Origin of the sequence: Cohnella abietis, assembly GCF_004295585.1 — a bacterium.
In the GTDB taxonomy this organism is placed as follows: Bacteria; Bacillota; Bacilli; order Paenibacillales; family Paenibacillaceae; genus Cohnella; species Cohnella abietis.
On record NZ_AP019400.1, the window covers coordinates 3,418,983 to 3,444,983 of the forward strand.

Here is a 26,001-nt window from a genome sequence, read left to right on the forward strand (position 1 = left end):
TTAGTCGGCGTGGTAGCGCAACTTAGTGGTGAAATAATGTGAAAGGTGATAATTAGTCGGGGAGGCAGCGCAACTCCGCGATATACCAATACTAAAGGCATTAATTAGTCGACAAACCAGTGCAATTCCGTTCCGTACTGATGCTAGGGGCACAATTGGAGTGAGATGCTCGAAAATATCGAGTAACGGGTCTACAGAGAGGCACGATCGGAGAGAGATGTTCGAAAATATCGAGTAACGGGTCTATGGGGAGGTACGATTGGGGGGAGCTGTACGAAATTTTCGAGTAACGGGTCTACAGAGAAGCACCATTGGAGCGAGCTGTACGAAATTTTCTAGTAACAGGTCTATGGCGGGGCATGATTAGAGGGAGCTGTACGAAATTTTTGAGTAACGAGTCTCTGTAGGGGGATGTTTTGATCGAGATGTTCGAAATATCGAGTAACGGGTCTATGGAGGGGCACGAATGGAGTGAGATGCTCGAAAATATCGAGTAACGGGTCTACAGAGAGTCACGATTGGAGCGAGATGTACGAAATAATCGAACACTAGAGCTACGCGACCAATAAGAAGCCCCCACCCAAAAGTGGGGGCATCCAGTAACTCACACTATTTTCAAATATGCCATTACCTCGTCTACAATCTGGCTCCTGCCTTGGGGGGTCCAGCTCATAATGAGCCAATTGTTAATGAAATGGGCTTGGTCGTTACGGACGGCGGCGATGTTGCTCCAATGGGGTTGTTCTTGCATTCGTTGCAAGGTTTGCATGACATCCGCAGTATCAGAGTAGAGTCGGATCCACAATTGATCTGCTTCTACATCGGGAAGGTGAGTGGGGTAAAGCTCCATTCTCATCTTATGCTTTGGTACATGCTTACCTGGGAGCAATCCCAGCTCCGTGTATAGCAGCTTGTTCAACGGATGATTATTTACGCCTTGCAGGTAAAAATGATCACCCATAATCTGCATGACCACTACCCGTGGCGGAGCATCCATAGCTTTTATCCGCTGTTTTACCTGTGCTATCCTCTCGTCCAAATCCTCAATAACCTTTTGCGCTTCCTTTTCTCTCCCTACCAATTCAGCTATTTTTCGATGGGGCACGACCCAGTCTAGATCATAGTTTAAGAAAGCCGTAGAGGCAATTCGTTTAAATGGTTCTGAAAAGCTGGCATGAGAATAATCTCCGATAATAAGGTCGGGCTGGGCTGCTTTTAGCTCTTCAAGCTGGCTCATAAGCCGGCGGTTGTAGTCTTCCTGCTCAATTCCGGGATGATGGTAACAGTCGATAACGACAACGGGCTCGATACCCAGTGACTCCAAATTCAAATGAATACCGAAACGTGAAGCGACTGCAATTCGTGAATGATCCCTTTTCATGTAGATAGTTGGCGGCAATCCGGTCATTTTTTTGAACACACGGCTAAAATAATACTCACTCACATATCCCAATCGATAGGCTACTTGCTTACAAGTTATGCCGGTGGATAGAAGTAGCTTTGCCTGTTCCATGCGAATGTGGGTTAAGTAGTCCATTGGCGCAACACCTTTGGCTTTCTTAAAGCTGCGGCAATAAGAGCTTGGCGTTAACTTAGCGATTGCGGCTAAGGAGTCTCGATCCATTTTTTTGCTGAGATTAGCTTGCATGTAATGAATACTTTCCTCAATGCCATTCCATTTGGGTGTGCTGTCTGAGTGAATTTCCGTAGGTATTGCCCTCTGATTATGGATATCTAGGAGTAGCTTCTGAAGTATGAGATTAGAATGAGTTCGATTATTGGGTAAGAGATTCGTTTCATAGAGATTTTTTATTTCAGGGTGAATAGACGTATTGTCTTGCAATTCGATATATCCAGCTAGAAGTAGCCCAGAGTTGGCGGCGGATTGCTCCCCTATCCATTGGTTACCTTGTTTAGATAACGAGATCATTTGAAAGCCGATTATATAGTACTGAATGTGGTGTCCGAACAGCATTCCCTGTAGTGCGGTGCCTTCTGGTAAAAAATAAAGCTGAAGAGACTCGACGGAATATATCGTTTCATCCATCTCAATAGTTCCTTTGCCTGAAGCGACGAATAAGAAATGGCTGACTGCTTCATTCAATCCCATTTTGTTCAAATCTGCACTTTCACGATGCTGGTAGTAGTGGATAGTCGAGAAGAGGTAGAGCTGCTCATTCTGTATATGAAGTGTCACTCTCGGAATATCTCCTTTGTACAAAAGGTATTCAAGCTCATGAATCGTTGCACTATTATATCTCACATTTCGCATGATTTTCCAATGAAAAAATGGGAATTGCGATATAACAGAATGATACAAGAAGACAAACGGTAGGTTAGGTATGGCACAAAAGGACAAATAAACAGGCATACCCGGATATTGTGGAAAATGCTAGATTATCTTAAGCTTACACACATGATAACAATTATCATTATCAACATAACAGAAAGAGGAGCGGTAATCATCATGAACGTTCAGAAAATGCGGCTTAGTTTCATTCTAAGCTTAGTAGTTGCAGTAACTTTAGTTCTATCAGGCTGTGCTGAGAAATCAGCAAATAAAGAAGAGACAGGTAAAGATGGGGAGTACTCGGTCGAGCATGCGATGGGGAAAACAGTCATTCCAGCAACACCGAAGCGTATTGTTGTATTGACCAACGAAGGCACGGAAGCGGTATTATCTCTTGGCATTACGCCAGTTGGAATCGTTAGAGCGTGGGGTCTTGACCCGACCTATCAGCATCTGACAGAGCAATTAAAGGATGTTCAGCTTCTAGGCGACGAGAACCAACCAAACTTGGAGCTGATTGCTTCGTTAAAGCCGGATCTTATATTGGGTAACAAATTCCGTCAGGAAAAAATATATGACCAACTGTCAGACATCGCTCCAACGGTATTCTCAGAACGCTTGAGCGGAGACTGGAAATTGAACTACAAGGTTTATGCGGATGCATTGAACTTGAAAGATAAGGGCGCAAGCAATCTTGCCGCATTTGACAAAAAGACTGCGGATCTGAAAGCCGAGCTTGGCGATAAAGCGAGCTCCAAAGTGTCCATTGTCCGGTTTAACCCAGGTGGCATCGTTCGTATCTACTACAATGATACGTTCTCCGGAACTATTCTGAAGCAGGTTGGCCTGCTGCGTCCTGCTACTCAGGATAAGGCTGAGTTCTCAGAAGATGTAGGCAAGGAGCGTATTCCGGATATGGAAGGTGACGTGTTGTTCTTCTTTACCTACGATGATGATAAGGGCGGAGCAGCGAAGGCAGAAGAGGAATGGCAGAAAGAAGAACTTTGGAAAAATCTTGATGTAGTTAAGAAGGGGAATGTCCATAAAGTATATGATGGCATATGGAATTCTTCCGGAGGCATTATATCGGCCAATCTAGTATTGGATGATTTGAAAAAGTATTTGATCGGTTAAGCTGTACCATTAGAGCAGCCTTATATCACCCAAGCAGTCCGAGTATATTCGGACTGCTTGAAGCATGTTTTGGAAGTGAAGTGGAACAATTCGGTAGGGTAACCACTATGAAATAGGAGCTAAGTCAGGCATGCTACATAACACTACATGGAAATGGATAGGACTCCTTATAGCTACGGTGCTTGCGATCCTATTGTTTGGGGCGAGTGTCGTTTTTGGCTATGCAGATACTTCCTGGCATACGGTTAAGGAAGCTTTTACCGCTTTTAATGGGTCTAATGAACATATTATTATTCGGGATTTGCGTATTCCGCGAGCATGTATCGCTCTATTGGTTGGCGCCGCGCTTGCTGCCTCCGGTGCGCTCATGCAGGCGATAACTCGCAATCCGATGGCCTCTCCGGGCATACTTGGCGTGAATGCAGGCGGCGGATTTTTCGTTGTCGCGGGCATCTCATTATTTTCGGCTGGGTCAGTGATGTCTATGGTTTGGCTTGCATTCGCGGGGGCTGCTTTTGCCGCAGTGTCAATCTACGTTGTTGCGCAGGTAGGAAAGGGCGGTATTACACCGCTGAAATTGACGCTGGCTGGAGCTACGCTTGCGGCGTTGTTTACTTCGTTCACGACAGCTCTATTAATAGGGGATGAGCGAACTCTTGACGTTGTTTTATTTTGGCTGGCAGGCTCGGTACAGGGTAAAAGCTTGGAACAGCTTACGACGGTGTTGCCATTTTTACTCGTGGGATATGTAATGGTTTTATTGATGGGAAGGTCGCTTAATCTATATGCAATGGGGGAACAACTGGCAAAAGGATTGGGGCAACGCGTACAGGGACTCAAAGTGATGTCATTACTAGCAGTCATTGTACTTGCAGGAAGCTCGGTTGCAGTTGCAGGCCCGATCGGCTTTGTAGGGCTTGTCATCCCGCATATCGTAAGAGCTCTCGTTGGCCCCGATCATCGCTGGGTCATTCCATATTGCCTAGTATTAGGGGGGAGCTTGCTCCTTGCAGCGGATCTCGGAGCTAGATTCATAGCCTTTCCGAAAGAAGTGCCGGTTGGAGTGATGACTGCGCTTGTGGGGGCGCCGTTCTTTATCTATCTGGCAAGAAGGGGGATGGGCCCAAAATGAAAGAGACAATAAAGCTTAAAGCCCGTTCATTCCTTCAAGGGGGACAAGGAAAAGGGACTAAAATTACGCTGTTGCTCGTTCTTCTGACGATATGCGGCATTATTAGCATTGGTATCGGTACATTATCCATTTCTCCGCTTCATGTCGTGGAGCTGCTATTTACGGGAGATCGCGATTCGGCAGAAGGGCTCGTTGTCTGGAGCTTTCGTTTGCCTCGCTTTGTCCTTGCGATTATTGCTGGCGCGGCGCTTGCTGTTTCGGGAACTGTATTGCAAGGCGTTGTCCGCAATCCGCTAGCTTCTCCAGATATCGTTGGTGTGACGAGCGGGGCATCCATGGTTGCGGTTTGCTATCTCGCTTTTCTGAATGAGAAGCTTGGTATGGGTTTTATGCCGCTATTTGCTTTTGCAGGGGCTGCTTTGGTTTCATTGTTTATTTACATCTTGTCTTGGAAAAAGGGGATATCGCCATTTCGCATGATTCTAGTAGGGCTTGCCGTTACGTCGCTATTAGAAGCGGGCAAAACGTTGTTTCTCATCTTTAGTCCCATTTTTCTGACGAGTCAGGCACAGATTTGGATAACAGGCTCAATCTATGGGGCCAAATGGGGGAATGTACTTGCTCTATTGCCATGGTTCTGCGTATTGTTTGCTCTTCTACTACTAATGTCGAGAAAGCTGGATATTCAAATACTAGGCGAAGAAACGACGATATCGCTTGGGGGTAGGCTGCAGCTGCAACGAATTGCGCTAATTGGCATTGCCTCAGCATTAGCGGGGTCTGCAATCGCTTTTGTGGGAGGGATTGGCTTCATTGGATTGATGGCCCCTCATATTGCTCGCAGGTTGGTTGGAGGTACACATTTTGTCTTGTTGATCGCATCGGCAATAGTGGGAGCACTGCTGTTAGGAGGGGCGGATTTAATGGGACGTCTCTTGTTCTCGCCCAAGGATGTGGCAGCAGGAGTGTTCACAGCCGTCCTTGGCGCTCCATTTTTTCTATATTTACTTATGACATCAAGAAAGAACGAAGTGTAGGAAGATTGAATTGGAATATTAGTGTATTTAATATAAAATATTGTTAACTGCTAAAGTCTCCTCATTGTGGGAGATTTTTTCTATGGATTTAAGAGATTCAATGACCGTACAGAAGAAAAGAGGGTGACCATCTTGTTTCATCCATGGAGTCTCGTGATACCGCTAATGATACTGTTGCCTAATCTTATTTTCTTCAAATATCCTCCGCAGAATATGCCTAGTGGCAACAATAACAGCTTGATCTTAACTGCTGCAGAGGGCATTGGTAGAATTGGCGTGCTCATAGTTCCTGTATTTTATACCATGCATATTCACGAAACATACGAGATTATCTCATTAATCGTAATGGTGCTATCTCTATTAATGTACTATTTGTTATGGGTAAGATACTTCAGGAATAATAGGGAGTTCAACTGGCTATACTCTCCCATTATGGGCGTTCCAGTGCCGCTAGCTATTTTTCCAATCCTATATTTTCTGTTCTCCTCAGTGGTCATTCACTCCCTCTATCAATTTATCTTCAGCCTAATTTTTGCGGTGGGGCACATTCCGAACAGTATTAGTGATTATGCGCGGAGTAAGCGGAGTGGGTGAGGGGTTAACTTACGATTAGGATTAAAATGGATATAATTTTTAAGAAAGTGTTTTGATATGAACTTGCAAATAAAATTATATTTCTCGATATAGCGCTATTGAAGCGTAGAGTCAGAATATTTGATCGTTTCGATAAGCAACGTTGAACTACCTATTCTGTGAACTGCACCCCGATTGTTAAACACCATCTAACAATCGGAGGTGCAGTTTTTATAGGACTAAATTTAATGCAGATGAAAGATTACAGGCAATTCCAGCGAAGCTCATCTTCATTATCGGGTTTCTGACCGTGCGGGGCTATTAGAGTCTCTTTCGATCAGAAAAGACGGCATGCATTCTTTTCAAGGAGATACTATAACGACCGAATAGTCCACATGGCAAAATAAAGCATAGGTGTACTAACGCTTAGCAAGTCTTTATAGGAAAAAGCTATAGATATTGCCAAGAGCAATACAAGCTTATTTCAAGTAAGAATACCGAAAATTGTTATCTCAAAACATATCTTCAAGTGCCTATCATTATTGGAGTGTTCGATGAGAGTCGTATATTTAGTATAGAAATCGTACGAAGAAGGTGAAGTTATACTGTGGTCTGAGTTAAGAGATCTTCCCGGATTAATTCGTGTTGGTGAAAGAATTATGAAGACAGAAGATAGAAATCGCAGTTATCAAGCCGATTTATGATGCCAAAGCTGCGTGGAAAGAACTTTTTGGTCAAAATGAACGGTTGAAGATCATACTTCAAAAAAACATCAATTTTGAAATTGCGGTTGAAACCTTCAATAGTAGACTTCCCTTTCATGAGTTTCGGTTTGTTGATGGATTATTGTTTAAGTCAATAAATATATCTCGTTGTGGAAATACAATTATTATCAGGGGCGTAGTAATTGATAAAGGTGCAGCAAGGTCTTAGTTTATTATCAATTTAGACAGGCTTCGATTATTTCGTTCTGATTGAGTGTATTGGATAATTGAAGCTTAAATGCTGAATCATACCTTCTTGTAAGGAGCTGTAGCGCGATAATTACAAGCGCTACAACTCCTTTTACATTTGAAGGGAAGTATTGAGTGTTGTTTAATTATTGTTTAGAATTTAAGTCTTTTTTTTTGTTTAGTGTCAAAATGTAAAAAGAAATAATGTTAGAAAGCGGAGTGGTTAGATTGTGTCAGGAATTAAATTCATATTTTTTCTCCGCTACCTCATTTCTCATCCAGTAGCGTTTCTTGACATATAAAAAATAATAATATTTATGTTAAATATATAATGAATGACTGTTGAGTTAATGAAACGTTAGTAGTTCAAATATACTATATTATGAGATTTTTTTGTAATTTAATAGAGGATATAGTCTTATAATGTAGAATTCCTATCTTGGAACAATTTGGACACTGTGAGTCGATCTACCAATAATAATATCGGTTGATGGAGGAAGATTTATGAAATCAAATGCGCCTGGTCAGCTACTAGGGTTTTCTATACAGTTTCCACGTGCACTCTATCATCTACTTAGGAGTGCCCCTAAGGATGTTGTTTGTGTTGAAGTATTTGGGGATGTAGCAACTTTGAAATCGGATGGTGAAATACTTGCGGAAGAAGACAAATCGTCAATAGTAGGAAATCCATTAACCGATAGATCAACAGATTTATGGAAAACATTTTCGAATTGGATAACAGCAATAAATAGTGGGCTTATAGATGTAGAGAGAACTAAATTTCTTTTATATTCAAATAAGTCTGGAAGAGAAGGTATTGTTAATAAATTTAGTTCCGCACAAAATCAATCTGACATTCAGAGCGCCATTGAATACACAAAAAAAATACTAAGTGATTTAAAGCCAGAACAAGAAATATGGAACTATTATGATTTCGTAATAAATAAAAATGGAATTCTGTTAACTAAAATAATACATAGTTTTGAACTGCAAATTGGGAATGGCGCCGGCTATGATGATGTGAGAATTGAGATTCAGCGTAAGCATGTACCTGAAGGGCAAATTGAATTTATTATGGATAGCCTTAATGGTTGGTTACAAAAAGTATTAAATGAAAATATAGCAGCTCGTAGAAGCGCAATTATTAGTTGGGAATTATTTGATAGACAGTTTAAGCTACTATTTGATAGGTCTCGTAGTAGAGAGCTTATTGATTTTACAATGCACTATTCAAAAGAGCATGATAAAGTTCAAAAGCAAGTTAAAACCCGCCCTCTATACTTAAAACAACTTGAAGCGATAGAGCTTACTGAAGAGGAGATACTTGATGCAGTTTCTGATTATTTAAGAGCAGATGTGAATCTCGAGAAATGGATTGAAAATGAAACAATTAATGAAGAAATTGCTTCTGATTTTGAAGAAAGATTAACGAAATATTGGGGAAATCAAAGAAAAAGAATCAAAATTACAGATAAGCAATTAGATGAAACTGAGCAGGGAAAATTACTTTTGATTGAGTGCAATTCAAGACAGGAAACAATTAGAGATATGACTCCACCTGCCTCAACAATTCCTGGTACATATCATGCGTTAGCTGACGAGCTATTACTGGGGTGGCACCCCAATTGGGAAAGATTATATCTCAAAAATAAGGGGGGTTAAAATGGGCAGATTAGTTGAAGAAGTGAAGTTGTGGAATACCCCAATTATTGGATCATATCACATCTGGAAATTTACTCAAGGTTATTGCGATGGTCATCCACATGGGGACGCTCCTATTGGGCTCCTACATTTTGTTGCCATGGCTATATTAACAAGTAAAGATTTATTGAAGCCTATCAGCAATCAAAGAGACGATTTGCAGTCATATGTTCGGAGTTTTGAAAATACAAAGGACTCAGATATTTTGCTTTCTATTCAACAACGAATAAGAGATAAAAGTCAATATACACTTGCTGCAATTGATACTGCTATTTCAAAAGGTTTAGTAATGTGGGATATGGAGAGTGGGAAATTGTATCCCTGCAAATTAATAAAACGAACTGGTCGAGGGAGAGCATTAAAAAATACTATAAAGCGTGAAGGTGAAAAAGCAGAGATACTTGGTAAATGGTTTTCTAAACACGATCTCCTTTCTATTGAATCATATCTCAAGGTGGTATTCTAATGAAATTTCAAATATTAAAATTAATTATTTGGCCCAATTCTTATGAATTTGCACCCCAAATTGTATCGTTTGAGTTGGGGAAAGTGAACGTTATTACAGGAGCATCACGTACTGGGAAATCTGCTATTATTCCTATTATTGATTATTGCCTTGCGTCAAGTGATTGTTTTATTCCAATCGATACAATACGAGATTATGTATCTTGGTATGGTGTTATTATTCAAACAGAAACAGAACAAATATTGATCTCAAGAAAAGTGCCAGCTGGAAACAAAGTGTCAAATGAATTTTATCTTTCTCGTGGTTCAGTTATTAGTATTCCTCCAATAATTGAAGAGCCAAATGAGAAAGTAGATGGTATAAAAAATATTTTGAATGTTATCGCATCAGTACCATATTTTAGTTTGAATGGTGACGAGGATGAGAAAGAAAGTTATAAAGCTCGATTAGGTTTTCGAGATTTAATGGCTTTAGTTTTTCAAAATCAGGATATTGTAGCCAATCAGAATATCTTATTTTATAAGACACATGCACATGAACATAGGGAGAGGCTTCGGAATTGGTTTCCGTTTATATTGGGTGCTGAAGATATCGTAGTATTAACAGCAAGACAACGACTTCAATACGTTGAAAAAAGACTTCAGCAGTTAAAAAAAGAATTTGATAAAGTTAAGAATATATCTGCTTCATGGATGGCTAATATGCTTGGTCATTTGAAAATAGCAAATGAATATGGAATTCTAACAGAAGAAGTCTCAGATGAGACAGATCCAGATGACTTGTTAGCTGCAGCGAAGCAAATATTTGAATATATGCCTGAATCTTCAAAGACTAAACTCGATAATATAGAATCAGCAAACAAAGAAATTGTTGAACTTGAAATTGAAGAGGAACGAATAAGTACTCAAATAGGGTTAATCAAAAAAAGGCTAAATGATGTGAATCGTTTGAAATCAGGATTGATTGACTATGGAAGTTCTCAGCGTAAAAGGGCAGATAGACTCCATATCTCACAATGGTTGGAAAGTATAGCATCAGATTCACTTGCTTGCCCAGCATGTGGAAGTGCTGAACATCCAAATTCAAATTCAGAGTTATCGAAAGTTATTACTGCATTTAAGAAGTATGAGGAACAATCGAGAAGTGTTGCGGAAATTCCTACTTCATTTTCAAGAGAAGAAGAAAGGATCAAAATCGATTTACAGAAACTCTTAGATGAAAAAGAAAAATTACAAAGAAGGTTTGATTTACTAATAGCTCGAGATAAAAATGCACAGAAAGAATTTCAACACAAAAAAAATATGTATTTATTTCTTGGTCATCTAAAAGCATCAATTGAAACATTCGAAAGACTTGTTGATGGGGGAGATCTTCAGGAGGAAATATTCACCCTTGAAACAGAATATTTTGAATTACTAAAAAAGGTAGATCAGGGGAAAGTCCGACAAAGAATTGATAATGCGACCGCAATTATTTCCCAAGGGATTTTAGAGCACTTAAAAACTCTAGATGTTGAAGATAAATATCGTAAAATAGCTCCGAAATTTAGCGTTAAGGATCTAAATATCTCCGTTCTGAGTAATGACGATCATTGGCATTTTCTTGCTGAAGTTGGAAGTGCTTCAAATTGGGTCTCGTTTCATATAGCTTTAATGTGTTCTTTGCAAGAATATTTTTTAGAGCTTGAACCATCTTGTGTTCCAAGCTTCGTAATATTCGATCAGCCCAGTCAAGTCTATTTTCCAAAACTCAAGAAATTTGATCCTAATCTTGAATATGATGCAGAATACGATGATGAAGATGTCAGCGCAGTAAAAAGTATGTTCAAAACCATCGCTAAATCAGTAGTGGCCAAGAAGGGAGCTTGGCAGTGCATCATTCTTGATCATGCAGATAGTGATATATATGGTGACATCGATGGGGTCCATGAAGTGGTTGAATGGAGAAATGGAAAAAAATTAATACCAGAAGAATGGTACATATAAGTTTTAATACTCTCATCGAAAGGCATTGGACAATTGCAATAAAAGAATTACACAAAAAACTTTACATGCTTCAGTAAATACGAGAACTATATTTGACAATCACTATTTACAGCTTATAAAAATAACAAAATAATCTTAAAATCTTGCCTTAATAATAAAAAGATATGAAACTCGATGACAACGCATTACGCTATAAATTAATCGTCGAGAATTGCCTAATCTTTTCGACCTTACTCACATAACCCATTGAACTGGTGCGTGGGAGTAAGGAAGCGTTGATAAAACAAGACGAAAAAACATACTTTTTCTTAGCTATTAAATATAGCACTAGGTATAGCACAGTAGGGAGCAATGAGAATTACATAAACAATTTAACAAATGCTATTACTCTACCACACATTACGATAGAATGGTGAAATTAATCTTTTGTTACAATATAGGGTATTCATACAAGTGAGGCAAACTTTATGTACAATACACTAGAAAACATAAAAAATCTATTAGAAACAAATATGTTCAGTGGAGTCATTGGAACTATTCTTATTACTTTTTTCTCTCCTATTATTATTTCAGTTATTAAACTATCTAAAATTAATCTTCCAAATGAAGAATTACTTTTTTGGAGTAATGCTTCAAAATTCTTTAGAGGGATCTTAATGCTTTTGATGTTGATGTTTATTACCATGACGTTGGTAGTTACATTAGTATTCCTACAACCTGAAAATCAATCTCAGTGGATTATTATTTACTTGGGAGTAATAATGTTTTCTCCTTACTCTTATATCCCCTTGTATTGTATGATTATTTTCGTAATTTTATTTTCATATTTAGTTATATTTTTGAAGAAATTCACTTTGTTTTTATTTAAGTTTATCAAACCATCAATTTTGTCATGGATTGTTCGTACTCATAGAATCGTTCTTTTAATTTATTTAATGTTTTTAACTTTATACTATTTTCTCATCTCGTACGTGTATTTATATAATTTGAGGGTTCCTAGTGTGGATACAACATTTGGAAAAACCTCTTATGAATTTATACCTGAACTATCTTTGGTATTCGTAATCATTGCTGTTCCAGTCATTTCAATTGGATCATTTATCCAGCGTAAAAACATCTATTTAAATATTAAAATGAGAGATGGGATTGAACATTTCAGGAAACATTTAGTGAATCCTAATCTGGGTGGCTACATGCTACTAAGCGATACTAAGAATACAGATGATGAAAACAAAATGATGGTCCCTAGAAATGATATAGTTAATATTTCATATATTTATGTTAATACTTTATTTGAGCAGGAACAGATTACTTTTGAAGAGTTTAATGAGCAATCCACAACATCTTCTAAATTAGTGTTAGAAAGTCATTTCAATGATGATGAAAAAGCCTTAATAAGATCATTAGCTAGGAAAAGTAGAACTGATTATTATAGGGAGTAGTATCCTGTAAAACTTTTTGCTTTTTGTTCCAATAGATTAAATCTTTATGCTTAAATATTACTGAACTGATCTGGATTTATAAAAATGAAATCCCTTCAGGAAAAAGACAAATGTTGCAATATCAATCATTTCTTTATTTAATTACCACGCAAGATGGCTTTCATTGTTTGCTTAAACGATTGGAATTGTGCGTTGAACTGCATAACGAAATGGGAAGGCATAAAGTAAAGAGTTTGCTGTCTTATAGCCAGTATGTAAGAATGAACGATATCTGCGACAATATATTTCTGAGATTTTTTTAATCTTTTGAATGAATTCTAATATTAAGTTAGGCGGAGATAGAGTGCCGAATTATTTAGAGTATCAGAAGTCAATAGCTTCTGAATTTAAGGCATATGAAAAGAGGGTTAGGCACCTCATAGATGATGCTCATTGGGTAGAAGAAGGAAGATATAAAGAAATTATACTTATGAATTATTTGAAGCGTATTTTACCTAAGCACATTTCGGTTGGAACCGGATTTATTCGGAATCAAGATACCATAACTCACCAGATTGATATTATTATTTATGATAATACTTACCCCCTATTATTTTCCGAAGGTGACTTTATTATTGCGGTTCCTGAGAATGTAATTGGGATTATTGAAGTTAAGTCTAATATTGTACCCAGTGATTTATGTGACATTATAAAAAAATCGAATCATAATGCCTCTATTATTTGTGGAAATTCAAACAAGATGTTGTTTAATGGAGTTTTTTCTTACAACAGTATTGAAGAATCTGCCCAATACATTCTAAAATTAAAGACAATTGAATATAAGCAGATATTAGAAAAGCAATTCACTAATCAGATTATCTCTAATAAATTATCTTCATGTGTGAACCATATTGTCTTAGGAACGAAGTATTTCATAAAATTATGGGCAAGTGGAGTAACCCATGAAAAAAAGCATGATGAATGGAAAGGAGCACCTCCGCACTATAGTTTTTATAATATGCAGGAAGGATTAGCTTTTTCTTATTTTCTTTCAAATTTGCAGGAAGTGATAATTAGAAAGTTAACAGGAAAATATGTTGAAGAATTGTCAGGAGCATTAAGTGCTTACTTTTATCCCATTCCAGAGGGGAAAGAGGCGCGTCTAGTTGAACGGATAGAGTTGAGGTGAGAATCTATCGCTTCTCTTTATGAATTTAAAATTGACTTGTATTTGTATACTTCATGAATCTATTCATCCCAATATATCCCAATATATTAAGGTAATATTGTTTTGTTAATTGCAAAAGTGAAACAGGAAAACAACCCTGACTTCTCTTTTTTTCCATAGGTTACAGCTATGGTTATTAACCCACGCATCCCCACTGCTGACGGGATGTTAGAGCGACTCAACTATCAATAAACAACCCTTCCCTATCTAACTGCAATCGACTAGATGTCATTTGTATGATTAATTCCTCCAATGCGGATAAGGTTGCGATTATACACACGACAGTTGTCCAAATGGTGTGGTGGGTGAAGGGAAGCCATAGGGGAGTTATGAATAAGAAGATACCGGTGAGTTTGTTACCGTATGTATGAATGCTTGCGTAGGTTTGGAATTTGTACAGGGCGACTACAATTGATGCTACACGAATGAGTCCGATCATGATGATCCATATGATGATTCCAAGGGTAAGTCTAGAAACGGATACAATGTATATAATGAGATGCCTACCAGTATCATGTCGGCAGCGGAATCCAGCTTTGCTCCAAGGCTGCTTGTCGTACCGGTCTTTCTGGCAATTGGCCCGTCTATGAGGTCGGTGAATCCGCAAAGGATATAGATTGTAAGAAAAGCCGAGCTAAGCGGCGTGAGGAATAACAGCATGAGTGCCAGAACGATTCTGCTAAGCGTTATACAGTTGGGTACAACCTTCAACTCAATCCCACCTTTGTTTACCTTAGTTTATTGTACCAGAGGTTGGGCACATGCTAGCCTACTTTGATGGAATGGTACGTAAATAAATCACAACAGACGCTGCTGCCAATAGTAAAACCTCAAAGGAAAATCCCTTGAGGTTTTTTGACGTTCTTTTCCGGCTAGCCGCTGCATTCTATTGGTTTATTACATTCCCATTTCACTCTAAAGCTCAATATTCCTAATTATTTTCGCCGGATTGCCGCCCACTACAGTATTGGCTGGAACGTTCTTGGTTACGACTGCGCCAGATGCGATTACGACGTTGTCCCCTATAGTTACACCTGGATTAATGACAGCTCGCCCACCAATCCACACGTTATTTCCTATTGTTACTGGCTTGCCATACTCTGGCCCGGCAATCCGCTCGAGAGGTTGAATGGGGTGAGTGGCCGTGTAAATATGCACACCAGGGGCAATGAAACAATTATCTCCTATATGAACTTCACAGACATCCAGAATAGTACAGTCGAAGTTAGCGTAGAAATTTTCTCCGACATGAATGTTATAACCGTAGTCACACCGAATGTTGGGCTCGATAAATAAATTTTCTCCTGTTGAACCAAATAGAGATTTTAAGAGACTTGTGCGATGCTCAATTTCATTTTCAGAAGTTTGATTATAGATTCGTGCTGTTCTTCTTGCAAATTCTCTTTCTTTGGTTAACTGTGGGTCAGAAGACAAATACAATTCCCCATCGAGCATTTTCTCTTTTTCGGTTTTGGCAGTCATAATAAACTTCCCTTCTTATTGGTAATCTAACTATCATCCCGACACGAGGTCGAGTACACTATGCTTGACAGTTGATGTCCTTTTTTATTATATTCCTATTATCAAAACAGTTCTTAAAAGTGTTTTAATAAGTGGGTTGTTACTATGATATACGAGGATGGGCCAGAGAGCAATATGAAGTAAATGGATATGGAGAGGAAGTATTAGAATGAGATTACCTATAAATGAAGAGATTACGTATGCATACCCGGGTATGGTGGCAGTCGTTACATCGCGATACAATGGGAAGCAAAACATTATGGCGTCTGGGTGGCACACATACATTGGATCATCACCGGGCATATATGGGATATCCCTTCGCAAGGAGACGTATTCCTATGAGCTGATAGAACAGAGCGGGGCATTTGGGGTGCATTTTATGCCTGCAAGATGCTCGGAAATGATTCAAGCCGTGGGAACATTTAGTGGACGAGACGTGGACAAGTTCGATAAGTTCAACATCAGTTATGATGATGGGCTCAAAGCAGATATTCCAGTGCTGACGGATGCCTATTTTTCCTATGAATGCAGAACAATGAACATTACAACGTACGGAGATCATGAATGGATCGCTGGTGAAATCGTGCAACGCTATAAGGACAATGATTTTTTCTTGGAAAATGGTTTGCCTGACTTCGCTAAATTAGAAATCCCACTATATTTGGGACGCTCTACCTATAGGACGTTAAATCAGTCTACCGAGGAAAAAATCCACCTTTTACATCTTAATAAATAGGCGCTGACTCATTTCGACATTAGCTATAGAAGAGGTGTATAGAATTAGTCAGATAACGAACAACTCCATTCGAGTTAAAAAAATTAACCAAGAGCTTATTAAGCAAGCCTTAAAGGATATGAAGCAGGGAACGAAATCTATGATAGCAGGCGCAACAGGGTTAAGCGTGGCTACCTGCGGAAATATTCTTAATGAATTCCTCACAACAGGTGAAGTTATTGAGACTGAATTGGAGCAGCCGAATGGAGGGAGACCAGCAAGACGTTTTGTCTACAATTCTAACTTTGCCTATATCGCTTGCATCTATGCTAGCTCTGAAGGCGGTCAACATTCTTTAACGTATACGGTTGCGAATTTACTAGGTGAAGTGGTGGATGATGGATTCCTTGCCGTTGAACTGGCAAACCTTACTGCGATTGAGCATCTAATCGAAATGCTGATTGCCAAGTACCCAGAGATTAATGCCGTTGGTATTGGAATTCCAGGACTTGTCCATCAAGGTGTTATTAACGTTTGTGATATTGATGAGTTAATTAATGTTCCGCTAGAAGCACGGTTGAAAGAGAAATATGAGCTTGAGGTTACAGTAGATAATGATATGAATTTGAGTGTTTATGGTTTCTATAAAAAGCAGAATTATGAAGAAGATAAAACGATTGCCGTGGTTACCTTCCCAAGGAATAACTTTCCTGGGTCGGGTATGATGATTGACGGGCACATTCATAAGGGAGCTACTCAATTTGCCGGGGAAGTTTCCTTCTTGCCCTTCGGTATTTCACGAAAGGAGCAAATTACTCAGCTACATCAGCAAGATACATTTGTGGCATTAGCAGCTAAGACGATTATGTCACTGATTGCTGTTATTAACCCTGAGACAATTGCTCTGACTGGAGAATTGGTGAAAGAAGAGCATATTGAGGGTATATGCAAGCTTTGCGTGGGCGTGATACCTGAAGAGCATATGCCACAAATTATCGTTTTAGATGATCCGCATCATTACTATATGAACGGATTAATTGCTGTCACCCTTGAAAGCTTGAGCTATAACCTGCAGCTTGTTGAGAAGAGGCGTTAAGACATTGGATACTCATTACCCCATAGGAAAAACCTCGTTTTTCTCGTACAGCTTCCGCACTTGCTCTGCCATATACTCTGGGGTATGTGGCATTTTATTGCGAATCCACCATTCCAAAATACCAACGAAAGCCGAGGCCATGAATTGGGCATTCAGTTCATTGTCTATTTCCGGTTGAAGGTCTTGCCTATCGAGCTTCTCTTTAAGGTTTACTGACACGAAGTGCTGTAGACGTTCCCGGAATACGGATGTTCTTTGATTGTTAAGCATGGCCGAGAAGAACAGATAGTTTGTTCCGAAATAATCGAATACCGGCTTCAGATCGCTGACCAGCGGTGTTATTTCCTGATTTAATTCATTTCTGCTGCAAAAAGTGATCAATCTCCTCAAATGCTCCTCAATGCATTTATCCAGCAGGTCGTATTTGTCGATGTAGTGCAGATAGATGGTCCCACGGTTAACGTTGGCTCGATCTGCGATGTCGTTGATCGTAATTTGCTCAAGCTCTTTTTCGGAAAAAAGCTCCAGAAACGCCTTGTTAATGGCTTCCTTTGTTCTAATAATTCTCCGATCAATCTTCGTTTCGATCTCCATTATTCGATTGCCCCCTCCAGTTATTGAACAATTCCATCACATCTGTTGTATATGAAACAAAAGCGCATGTATTAACGATTGAATAGAAATAGCTTCTCTATATAATATTAATCAACGGCCGTTAGATAATCAACACAAATTCAATAACGTACAATTGTTCAATAAACTTAAAGGGGCGATAATAAAATGGAAAACACTAAAAACAAGGTAGTCATCATAACGGGAGCATCTAGCGGAATAGGGGAAGCGACAGCCAAGCTATTGGCAGAAAAGGGAGCAAAGGTTGTTTTAGCAGCTAGAAGAGAAGAGAGACTGCAAGCGATCGTGAAAGAAATTGAACAAGAAGGCGGGCAAGCCGCTTATATCAAAGCCGACGTAGTCTCAGCCGAGGATATGCAGAAGCTAGCACAGTTTGCTTTGAAGCAGTATGGTCGCATTGATGTACTGGTGAACAACGCAGGAGTCATGCCGGTTTCGCGGCTGAATGAACAGAGGGTTGCGGAATGGGATCAGATGATTGATGTGAACATTAAAGGCGTGCTGAACGGCATCGCCGCGGTCCTGCCAACCATGAGAGAGCAGCAATCGGGACATATTATCAACATTTCCTCAGTTGCAGGTTATGAAGTTAATCCGACTTCGGCTGTTTATAGTGGGACCAAGTTTGCCGTAAGAGCGATTTCGGAAGGGCTTCGCAAGGAAGAATCCCCGTCTTCCCATATTCGATCCACCCTTATTGCGCCGGGAATGACGGAGTCTGAGCTGCTCAACACCGTGACTAGCCCCGAGGTTAAGGCAATGGCGAGTCATATTAGCGGTTTGGCTATTTCACCATACAGTATTGCCAGAGCCATCGCTTACGCCATCAATGAACCAGACGATACGGGGGTCAATGAGATTGTGATTAGACCTACTGCACAGCCATAATAATAGATGAACACGCGCTGTACACTTGTTGGACACATCTTAATTATATACTCTGAGTATAACTTACTTGGAGGTAACAACTATGACAAACACTAGCATGAAAAAAACCGCAATGATATTAAGTTTAACAGTAGCACTAGCTTCATTTTCCGGTCAAGCTTGGGCTGAGAAAGGTACAAATACTGCAACGCCTGCTTCCGTGGTGAAGTCAGATAGCAATAATCCTTATTATGTTGCTGGCATAGATAATCCAGTTGAATTTACGACTTATTTTGCTGAATTACAAAAAGCTGTTAAGGATAATAAACCAGAAGAAGTAGCGGATCTGATTTCCTATCCAATGAATTTAAACAAAGATAACAAACAATTTGTTATTACTAACAAGCAGGAATTTATTAAGAAATACGATCGTATCTTTACTTCTCATGTACGTGAAAAGCTGTTAGATCAGAAAGCTGAAAAGGTGTTTGTGAACTGGAAAGGAATTATGGTAGGAGAAGGAGATTTGTGGATCGGCAAAGTGAATGACAAACTTGGGGTAATTGCGGTTAATATCATTAATAATCCGTATGATGCCGCAGGTATTAGTAGTGCAGTGGAATTTGAGCACTTCTTAAGTAAACTCCAGAAAGAGGTTAGCAAAGGCAATAAATCTGAAGTGGCCAACAGCATAACGTACCCATTGAAAGTGAACAACAAGGGAAAAAGCTTAGAAATTAAATCTAAGAAAGATTTCATTGCAAAATACGATAAAATCATGACTGCAAATGTTAAGAAGAAGCTACTAGCTCAAAAAGCAGATAAAGTATTCGTCAATTGGAAAGGTGTAATGATTGGTGACGGAGTGCTATGGATAGGACAGACTAAAGAACACATCGGAGTATTTGCGTTAAATCAGTAATTGATGTTGCCAATAGTACAAATATTAATTGGTTTCAAATATAGCCTTCATTTACCTCGAAAAGCCTTAATACAAGGCATTTCGAGGTTTTTTATATTTTACAAGGTAATAATCGGTGGAGTTAGATGCTTATATCTTGATAAATAGTTAGAAAACAACCATAATATAAACAGACCGCGGTTTGTTTATGGAGGGAATATGAGTAAAACGAACAAGAACTTTGCGAATAGAAGACGAGAAATTGCAGCCATTGCAGAACAATTATTTCTGGAAAAAGGGTATGAGAATACGAATATAACGGACATTCTTGAGGCTACCGGGCTTTCTAAAGGCGGGTTTTATCATTATTTTGGGACGAAGGAAGAGATAATCTTAGAATGCATTCAGAATATTGCTGAGGAATTGTCGACGATAGCTGAGAAGATTCTAGGAGAGCAGCAGCTGGATGCTATAGATAAATGCTTAACTTTTATGAAAATCAGAGATGATAGGCTTCAGGACAAGCAGGAAATCGTTGGCATCATGTGGATGGTAAGCAAGCATGACTTATATCAGAGTAAAATGATTGAACTTCTCATTGAGGCCTTTGCCAAGCCTTACGCCCAATTAATTGAGCAAGGCAACAGGGAAGGTTTGTTCGCGGCGGAGTGTCCACTAGAAACTGCAACCCTAATCATGAGGCTAATTATTACCTCAGCGTTGAAGGGGCCGAACAACAATAGTGATAAGGAGAAAAACGAGGAAAAGGCACTGAACCACTTAATCATTCGCACATTAGGCATTACACAGCTGGATCGTGTAAGGCAAGGAGGACTTCATGTATAACGTAACTTGCTTAATCGTACTTTTATTATCCTGCGTGAATTTGTTCGGGTACTTAAAGAGGACGAAGAGAAAGCTGATGGTAAGTCTAAACGCACTACTCCTACTCTCATCAGTCCTATTGATAATTATCTATGGAATTCGCCTGACGCTAGCCCCTTTATACGCCTTAATCATACTAACCTTATTTCTGTTTGTAATGTCGCTAAGAAATACACAATTAAAGCGTAGAAAAAATAAGCTTTTGGTCATTTTTACAATTGGATTGACCGTAGTGTTGTCATTGGGTACAGGAGCATCCCTTTATGTTTTTCCACAGTTTTCGCTGGTCAATCCATCCGGGTCACATGGAATAGGCGAGCTTTCACTAACTCTGGAAGATACATCACGGGAAGAGGCATATACGATTGCTGCAGGTGATAGTCGTAAAATCATGCTTCAAATCTGGTACCCTACCGTCAAGGATACTTCCAGCAAGAAGGAGCATTATCCTTATGAGGTAGGAGATGCCCTTAATTCTGTGCTGCATTTACCTCAATCGCTCTTTTCTTATTTTAAGGGCATCCCAACCCATATTGTGCATGCAGCACCGCTAGAGCCGACAAACAGTAAATATCCATTGATTCTTTTTTCACCTGGGAATGGCTCTACAAGGTTTCAGAATCTGAGCTTGGTGGAGGAATTGGTTAGTAATGGGTACGTTGTCGTAGGCATGGATCACCCCTATACATCTAGTGACATGACCTATCCGGACGGAACAGTTGCAGTCAGGTCTGAAGGGAAGTTAGAGTCAGTATCGGAGGACGACCTCTATGAGATGGAAATCGATATCCGAGCGAAGGATATGGAGTTTGTTATTGGCCAATTAAGAAGCAAGGCAGACTCCGTGGCGAATATTCAAAACATTTTGCAGGAGATAGATGTAAACAACATCGGTGTAGTTGGGCATTCTTATGGCGGAGCTACGATATCTCAGGTTATGGCGGACGATCAGAATATTAAGGCTGGAATTAGCTATGACGGGGGATTATGGGGGAGTCCGGTTACGAAGGGTATCCGTCAGCCTTTCCTATATATGAGTGCATCGAAGACATTGGATTACTTGAAATCGTCTGATGATAATAATAAAAAGTTTGTAAAAAGTGTTCTGCAAAATCTCGATAAAACGGAGCAGGCTTCGGGAAAAGATTTTTATTTTGCACGGTTTGAGGGCTATAATCATTATAGCTTTACGGATGTCCCGTTCATTGTTCCAGTCTTTTCTAATGGTCATGACACAACTCAAATGACTAACGAAGTAAGTCTTGCATTTTTTGATCAGTTCCTGAAAGGGGAAAAACGGGATTTTAGAAAATTGCTGATACCTGATAATAAGGCAAGCCTAATAAGTGTCAATGATGTTTGGAAATGAAAATACTCTTAAACCTACGAAATTTGTCTGCACATTATACTAAAAAAGTTGACCTCGTCATAAGCGGAGTCAACTTTTTTTCTTCGCTTTTTGCAACCGCGAACTCAATCTGCACCGCTCAACTTTCATCTTAACAGGACAACGATCGATTAAACTTATCCACGACGTGCTGAATGACGGGCTCAATTAATGAATCATCCACGATCTCGAGCTTCTCTGCTTTGAATAGTTGTATCTTTTTGAGGTTGTAGTAATCGTACAGAACCTGCTCGATTGATATTTGATTTTGCAGTAAATACTTCACGTTGATGATTTCTCGAAGTAGCAGATCATCTTGGAGCAGGATCAGCCGCTCATTAATGGGATTAAAGATGCCTTTTTCTTTTCCTTCACGATAGAAAATAAGAGCCTGCTGCTCCCGTCTACTAAGAACGGCTCTCAGTTGATCATACAGCTCCGGGTATATCGCTTGAAGATCCTTGAGGAAAATGTCTGTGATTCTATCGACAAGGGCTACAGTCTGTTCGAATAGCTTTTGGAACCAAATCCCGAATGAACGCTCATCATCCTCCTGGTTGCGGTCCGCGAGCTTTTCAATATAATCAACGAAAATTTGCACGACACCCGCTATAACTTCCTCTTTAGACGAAAAATATTTATACATGGTGGCTCTGCTTACATTCATATGCTTGGCGATGTCGTCCATTCGCAAATGCTGGAATCCATCCTTCATGACGGCATTTATTAGTTTTTTGAGCAATTTAACTTTTGGTTCTACTTGTATACTCATTTTGCTGGAATCAACTCCAATCTCCCGAACCTAGTTCCTTTATTATACAGCATTAAAAGAGAGGAATACACAATAAACAAAATAGACAAAATAAATACTTTTTGTTTACTTTGATTAAAATGAGTGATATTCTAACTCAGCGACGACGATCAATGTTCATTCGCTAGTTCAGTCATAAGAAAGGATGGTTGTTATCCAAAAGTCTAATAATAAACTCATTCTAGCTATCATCATCACTTGCCAGCTTATGGTTGTGCTAGATGCTTCCATAATGATCACGGCGCTTCCCGAGATTGGACGCGGTCTACACCTTGCGACAACGAGCTTAACCTGGGTGCAAAATGCTTATGTTCTGGCGTTCGGAGGTTTTTTGCTGCTTGGTGCGAGGGCGGGGGATCTCGTGGGCCGTAGGCGAGTTTTTATCATTGGAACAGCGATTTTTACAGTAGCCTCTCTGTTGGCTGGGTTTGCGCAATCCGCTGAAATGCTATTCGCTACTCGCGCTCTGCAAGGGATCGGGGCGGCTTTGGCCACACCTTCTGCACTGGCGCTGTTATCTGTCAGCTTCGTGGAGACCAAGGAACGGGTAAAAGCCATTGCTATGTACAGTGCTGTCAACGGGGCTGGCGGAAGTATTGGTCTAGTTGTAGGTGGCATGTTAACAGATTGGATATCATGGCGTGTGGGGATGTTCATTAATGTCCCGATCGGCATTCTGCTGCTCGTGATGGCACCGAGGTTTTTGCCGGAGACGAATAAAAGCACCGGTCGTTTTGATATTATGGGAGCCATCACTTCTGTAGTTGGACTGACGGCTCTGGTATATGGCTTTGTCCGAGCGGCAGATGATGGATGGGGAAATTCTGTAACCATAATCTCGTTGCTTACAGGGGTTGTGTTACTGGCAGCCTTTGCCTTCATTGAATCACGAGTCGAACAGCCGATTACACCGCTTCGTCTATTCTCAAGTCGTGAGCGTTCGGGCGCCTATTTGGGCAGACTTTTGTTTGTAGGCGGCTTGTTCTCGATGTTTTTCTTCCTGTCACAGTTTCTACAGCATGTTCTTGGCTTTACGGCGTTGGAGACGGGACTTGCTTTTCTACCCATGACTATGGTTCAGTTCGGGATGATGTATGCCATGCCATGGCTGGTAGCCCGTTATGGAAATGCTAAAGTACTCGTTAGTGGAATTTTTGTAGTTATCATCGGTATGAGCTTTATTAGTCAGATTTCAACGGACCTGAAGTTCTTCCCAGGTATTCTGATACCGATGGTCATACTGGGGATAGGTGCAGGCACAGTGTTTATTCCATTTACAACCTTTGGTTTGTCTGGTGTTGATCCACGAGATGCAGGTGCAGCGTCGGGTCTAGTCAATGTGTCGCATCAAACGGGCGGATCACTTGGTTTGGCTGTCCTAACTGCAGTGTTCGGATCGTTTATCCCAACAGGGACGACGCCAACAGATTCGCAATTTACAACTGCTGTCTCCACATCCATCATTGGCTCCATTGTGTTTATTACCGTATCCTTTATCGTCGTACTTCTACTGCTCGTTCGGCCAGGTAGCAACAAAGCCGCCAAAGATGAGGGTAGGGATGTGAAAGGAAGCACGAAAGTGCCCGTTACATCTAGTAATGTTGTGGATTGAAAGTATGGCGCAGCAACTGACATTAAGGGTATTGTGAGATAGTGGATATCTAGAGCCGGAGCGAGAATGTGTCATTCTCACCGGCTTTTTTTTATTGTATTAAGTTTCCTACCATGCTTACGAAGAAAACAATAAGCATATACATCTTGACTACATAATACACCACTATCATAATTCAATTGATTACTTGTAAGGAAGAGGTGAGACAATGCCAGATAGTTTAGCAAAAATAAAGCATAGAGATGATTCGATACAAAGCTACATTGATTCTCCTCAGAAGCAGCGTCAGCTCTATCAGAAGACCTTATTTATCGTCGTTATGTCACAGATTTTCGGTGGGGCTGGATTGGCGGCAGGCATTACCGTTGGAGCGCTCCTTGCGCAAGAGATGCTGGGAACGGACAGCTATGCGGGGGTCCCTACTGCGCTTTTCACGCTTGGATCTGCAGCAGCAGCACTTCTTGTAGGGCGACTTTCTCAACGCTTCGGCCGACGAGCTGGACTGTCAGCAGGCTTCCTGGCTGGTGGAATTGGCGCAATCGGGGTTGTTTTTGCGGCAATTGCAGACAATCTTCCACTGCTGTTTGTTTCGCTATTGATCTATGGCGCAGGAACTGCGACCAATTTACAGGCACGATATGCTGGGACTGACTTGGCTCAGTCAACACAACGGGCAAGAGCTATCAGTATTGCTATGGTATCTACTACCTTTGGTGCAGTAGCGGGACCCAATCTTGTTGGAGTAATGGGACGATTCGCTACATCTATAGATGTCCCTGTGTTGGCGGGTCCGTTCATTCTAGCGGCAGCAGCCTACATCCTTGCTGGTCTGGTGCTATTGATCTTCCTCCGTCCGGACCCATTCGTCGTGGCCAAAGCCATTGCTGAAGCACAGAAAGCAGAGGGCGTTACGTCAGATACGAACATCAAAATTCAGGCAGCTGATAACCGGGGTATTATTGTCGGAGCGACGGTTATGATCTTAACCCAAATCGTTATGGTTGCGATCATGACGATGACGCCAGTCCATATGAAGCATCACGGACACGGTATGAGTGATGTTGGACTGGTCATTGGAATTCATGTTGCGGCTATGTTTCTTCCATCGCTAGTGACAGGATTTCTAGTTGATAGATTTGGACGCACGGTTATGTCCTATGCTTCAGGTGTAACTTTGCTTGCAGCAGGTATTCTTGCCGCATTGGTACCGGCCGATTCGATGTTCTTACTCATTATCGCTCTTGCGCTGCTCGGGCTGGGCTGGAATTTTGGTTTGATTAGTGGGACCGCACAGATTATTGATGCAACACCTCCCGCCATTCGTGCCAAAACACAAGGAACAATGGATGTCCTAGTTGCTCTAGCGGGGGCATCAGGCGGAGCACTGTCCGGTATGGTAGTAGCAAATTCAAGCTTTACTATTCTCTCTATTGGGGGCAGCATTCTTTCCCTTTTGCTTATTCCGGTTGTAATCTGGTCACGTAAAGCTCAGAAATAATTTCTGGTCAATCAGAACTGACATGGACGACGGAGCTTCCTTCATATACTTACAATGCTGATCTTACTCATAGTGCAGAGTGTGGTCATGTAAATGGAGGAGGCGGAGGGATAAGGCATCGATAACGAACAGAATTTTCTCTATTCTTTGAACGC

The 26,001-nt window shown here is 40.4% G+C and carries 22 protein-coding genes; 17 read left to right on the forward strand and 5 right to left on the reverse strand.

Annotated features, from left to right (window positions below; all coding sequences use genetic code 11):
* Positions 1-604: 604 nt before the first annotated feature.
* Positions 605-2,197 carry a helix-turn-helix domain-containing protein gene (locus KCTCHS21_RS14690; protein WP_162309332.1) on the reverse strand — a complete coding sequence of 531 codons (1,593 nt, stop codon included), beginning with the start codon at positions 2,195-2,197 and terminating at the stop codon, positions 605-607.
* A gap of 270 nt (positions 2,198-2,467) precedes the next feature.
* Here KCTCHS21_RS14690 and KCTCHS21_RS14695 point away from each other — a divergent pair, with 270 nt between their 5' ends.
* The 9 genes from KCTCHS21_RS14695 to KCTCHS21_RS14735 all read left to right on the forward strand — a co-directional run bounded on the left by KCTCHS21_RS14695 (position 2,468) and on the right by KCTCHS21_RS14735 (position 13,881).
* Positions 2,468-3,424, forward strand: coding sequence for an ABC transporter substrate-binding protein (locus KCTCHS21_RS14695; protein ID WP_179952677.1), 957 nt, complete (start codon positions 2,468-2,470; stop codon positions 3,422-3,424).
* A gap of 130 nt (positions 3,425-3,554) precedes the next feature.
* A complete protein-coding gene (locus KCTCHS21_RS14700; protein ID WP_130609529.1) occupies positions 3,555-4,556 on the forward strand; it encodes a FecCD family ABC transporter permease in 1,002 nt (333 codons plus the stop codon).
* Entirely contained in the window at positions 4,553-5,593 is a 1,041-nt protein-coding gene (locus KCTCHS21_RS14705; protein ID WP_130609532.1) for a FecCD family ABC transporter permease, read from the forward strand. Before KCTCHS21_RS14700 ends, KCTCHS21_RS14705 begins: the two co-directional genes overlap by 4 nt.
* Positions 5,594-5,725: 132 nt before the next feature.
* Positions 5,726-6,187 carry a hypothetical protein gene (locus KCTCHS21_RS14710; protein WP_130609535.1) on the forward strand — a complete coding sequence of 154 codons (462 nt, stop codon included), beginning with the start codon at positions 5,726-5,728 and terminating at the stop codon, positions 6,185-6,187.
* A 1,436-nt stretch (positions 6,188-7,623) separates the two neighbouring features.
* A complete protein-coding gene (locus KCTCHS21_RS14715) occupies positions 7,624-8,781 on the forward strand; it encodes an ABC-three component system protein (RefSeq protein ID WP_130609538.1) in 1,158 nt (385 codons plus the stop codon).
* Between the two features lies 1 nt (position 8,782).
* Positions 8,783-9,286 (forward strand): three component ABC system middle component, encoded by a 504-nt coding sequence (locus KCTCHS21_RS14720; RefSeq protein WP_130609541.1) that lies wholly within the window; start codon positions 8,783-8,785, stop codon positions 9,284-9,286.
* The gene (locus tag KCTCHS21_RS14725; RefSeq protein WP_130609544.1) at positions 9,286-11,271 is read left to right on the forward strand and encodes a DUF3732 domain-containing protein; all 1,986 of its coding nucleotides are present in this window, start codon (positions 9,286-9,288) and stop codon (positions 11,269-11,271) included. Before KCTCHS21_RS14720 ends, KCTCHS21_RS14725 begins: the two co-directional genes overlap by 1 nt.
* A 467-nt stretch (positions 11,272-11,738) precedes the next feature.
* The gene (locus KCTCHS21_RS14730) at positions 11,739-12,713 is read left to right on the forward strand and encodes a hypothetical protein (RefSeq protein ID WP_130609547.1); all 975 of its coding nucleotides are present in this window, start codon (positions 11,739-11,741) and stop codon (positions 12,711-12,713) included.
* A gap of 310 nt (positions 12,714-13,023) precedes the next feature.
* Complete coding sequence (locus tag KCTCHS21_RS14735; protein ID WP_130609550.1) at positions 13,024-13,881, forward strand: DUF6602 domain-containing protein; 858 nt, start codon at positions 13,024-13,026, stop codon at positions 13,879-13,881.
* A gap of 474 nt (positions 13,882-14,355) precedes the next feature.
* Here the strand turns inward: KCTCHS21_RS14735 and KCTCHS21_RS31555 are convergent, their stop codons facing one another.
* Complete coding sequence (locus KCTCHS21_RS31555) at positions 14,356-14,631, reverse strand: CDP-alcohol phosphatidyltransferase family protein (RefSeq protein WP_197726527.1); 276 nt, start codon at positions 14,629-14,631, stop codon at positions 14,356-14,358.
* A gap of 204 nt (positions 14,632-14,835) precedes the next feature.
* Positions 14,836-15,402, reverse strand: a complete 567-nt coding sequence (locus KCTCHS21_RS14745) for a sugar O-acetyltransferase (protein WP_130609554.1) — start codon at positions 15,400-15,402, stop codon at positions 14,836-14,838.
* Positions 15,403-15,610: 208 nt separating this feature from the next.
* On the opposite strand from KCTCHS21_RS14745, the gene KCTCHS21_RS14750 reads away from it, so the two are divergent.
* The gene (locus tag KCTCHS21_RS14750) at positions 15,611-16,177 is read left to right on the forward strand and encodes a flavin reductase family protein (RefSeq protein ID WP_130609557.1); all 567 of its coding nucleotides are present in this window, start codon (positions 15,611-15,613) and stop codon (positions 16,175-16,177) included.
* 34 nt (positions 16,178-16,211) lie between these two features.
* Positions 16,212-17,252, forward strand: a complete 1,041-nt coding sequence (locus KCTCHS21_RS14755; protein WP_232058198.1) for an ROK family protein — start codon at positions 16,212-16,214, stop codon at positions 17,250-17,252.
* A 15-nt stretch (positions 17,253-17,267) separates the two neighbouring features.
* On the opposite strand, the gene KCTCHS21_RS14760 is transcribed toward KCTCHS21_RS14755, so the two are convergent.
* A complete protein-coding gene (locus KCTCHS21_RS14760; RefSeq protein ID WP_130609561.1) occupies positions 17,268-17,846 on the reverse strand; it encodes a TetR/AcrR family transcriptional regulator in 579 nt (192 codons plus the stop codon).
* Between the two features lie 186 nt (positions 17,847-18,032).
* Between KCTCHS21_RS14760 and KCTCHS21_RS14765 the strand changes: the two genes are divergently transcribed.
* The 4 genes from KCTCHS21_RS14765 (at position 18,033) to KCTCHS21_RS14780 (ending at position 21,907) form a co-directional block, all read left to right on the forward strand.
* The gene (locus tag KCTCHS21_RS14765; protein ID WP_130609564.1) at positions 18,033-18,773 is read left to right on the forward strand and encodes an SDR family oxidoreductase; all 741 of its coding nucleotides are present in this window, start codon (positions 18,033-18,035) and stop codon (positions 18,771-18,773) included.
* 82 nt (positions 18,774-18,855) lie between these two features.
* The gene (locus tag KCTCHS21_RS14770; RefSeq protein WP_130609567.1) at positions 18,856-19,674 is read left to right on the forward strand and encodes a hypothetical protein; all 819 of its coding nucleotides are present in this window, start codon (positions 18,856-18,858) and stop codon (positions 19,672-19,674) included.
* A gap of 198 nt (positions 19,675-19,872) precedes the next feature.
* The gene (locus KCTCHS21_RS14775) at positions 19,873-20,499 is read left to right on the forward strand and encodes a TetR/AcrR family transcriptional regulator (RefSeq protein ID WP_130609570.1); all 627 of its coding nucleotides are present in this window, start codon (positions 19,873-19,875) and stop codon (positions 20,497-20,499) included.
* Positions 20,492-21,907 carry an alpha/beta hydrolase family protein gene (locus tag KCTCHS21_RS14780; protein ID WP_130609573.1) on the forward strand — a complete coding sequence of 472 codons (1,416 nt, stop codon included), beginning with the start codon at positions 20,492-20,494 and terminating at the stop codon, positions 21,905-21,907. Before KCTCHS21_RS14775 ends, KCTCHS21_RS14780 begins: the two co-directional genes overlap by 8 nt.
* A gap of 130 nt (positions 21,908-22,037) precedes the next feature.
* On the opposite strand, the gene KCTCHS21_RS14785 is transcribed toward KCTCHS21_RS14780, so the two are convergent.
* On the reverse strand, positions 22,038-22,697 hold the full coding sequence (locus KCTCHS21_RS14785; RefSeq protein ID WP_130609576.1) for a TetR/AcrR family transcriptional regulator: 660 nt from the start codon (positions 22,695-22,697) through the stop codon (positions 22,038-22,040).
* A gap of 184 nt (positions 22,698-22,881) precedes the next feature.
* Between KCTCHS21_RS14785 and KCTCHS21_RS14790 the strand changes: the two genes are divergently transcribed.
* Together KCTCHS21_RS14790 and KCTCHS21_RS14795 are read left to right on the forward strand one after the other, a co-directional pair.
* Positions 22,882-24,348: an MFS transporter gene (locus KCTCHS21_RS14790; protein WP_130609578.1), complete on the forward strand. Its 1,467-nt coding sequence runs from the start codon at positions 22,882-22,884 to the stop codon at positions 24,346-24,348.
* Positions 24,349-24,556: 208 nt separating this feature from the next.
* Positions 24,557-25,846, forward strand: a complete 1,290-nt coding sequence (locus KCTCHS21_RS14795; RefSeq protein ID WP_130609581.1) for an MFS transporter — start codon at positions 24,557-24,559, stop codon at positions 25,844-25,846.
* Positions 25,847-26,001 lie beyond the last annotated feature (155 nt).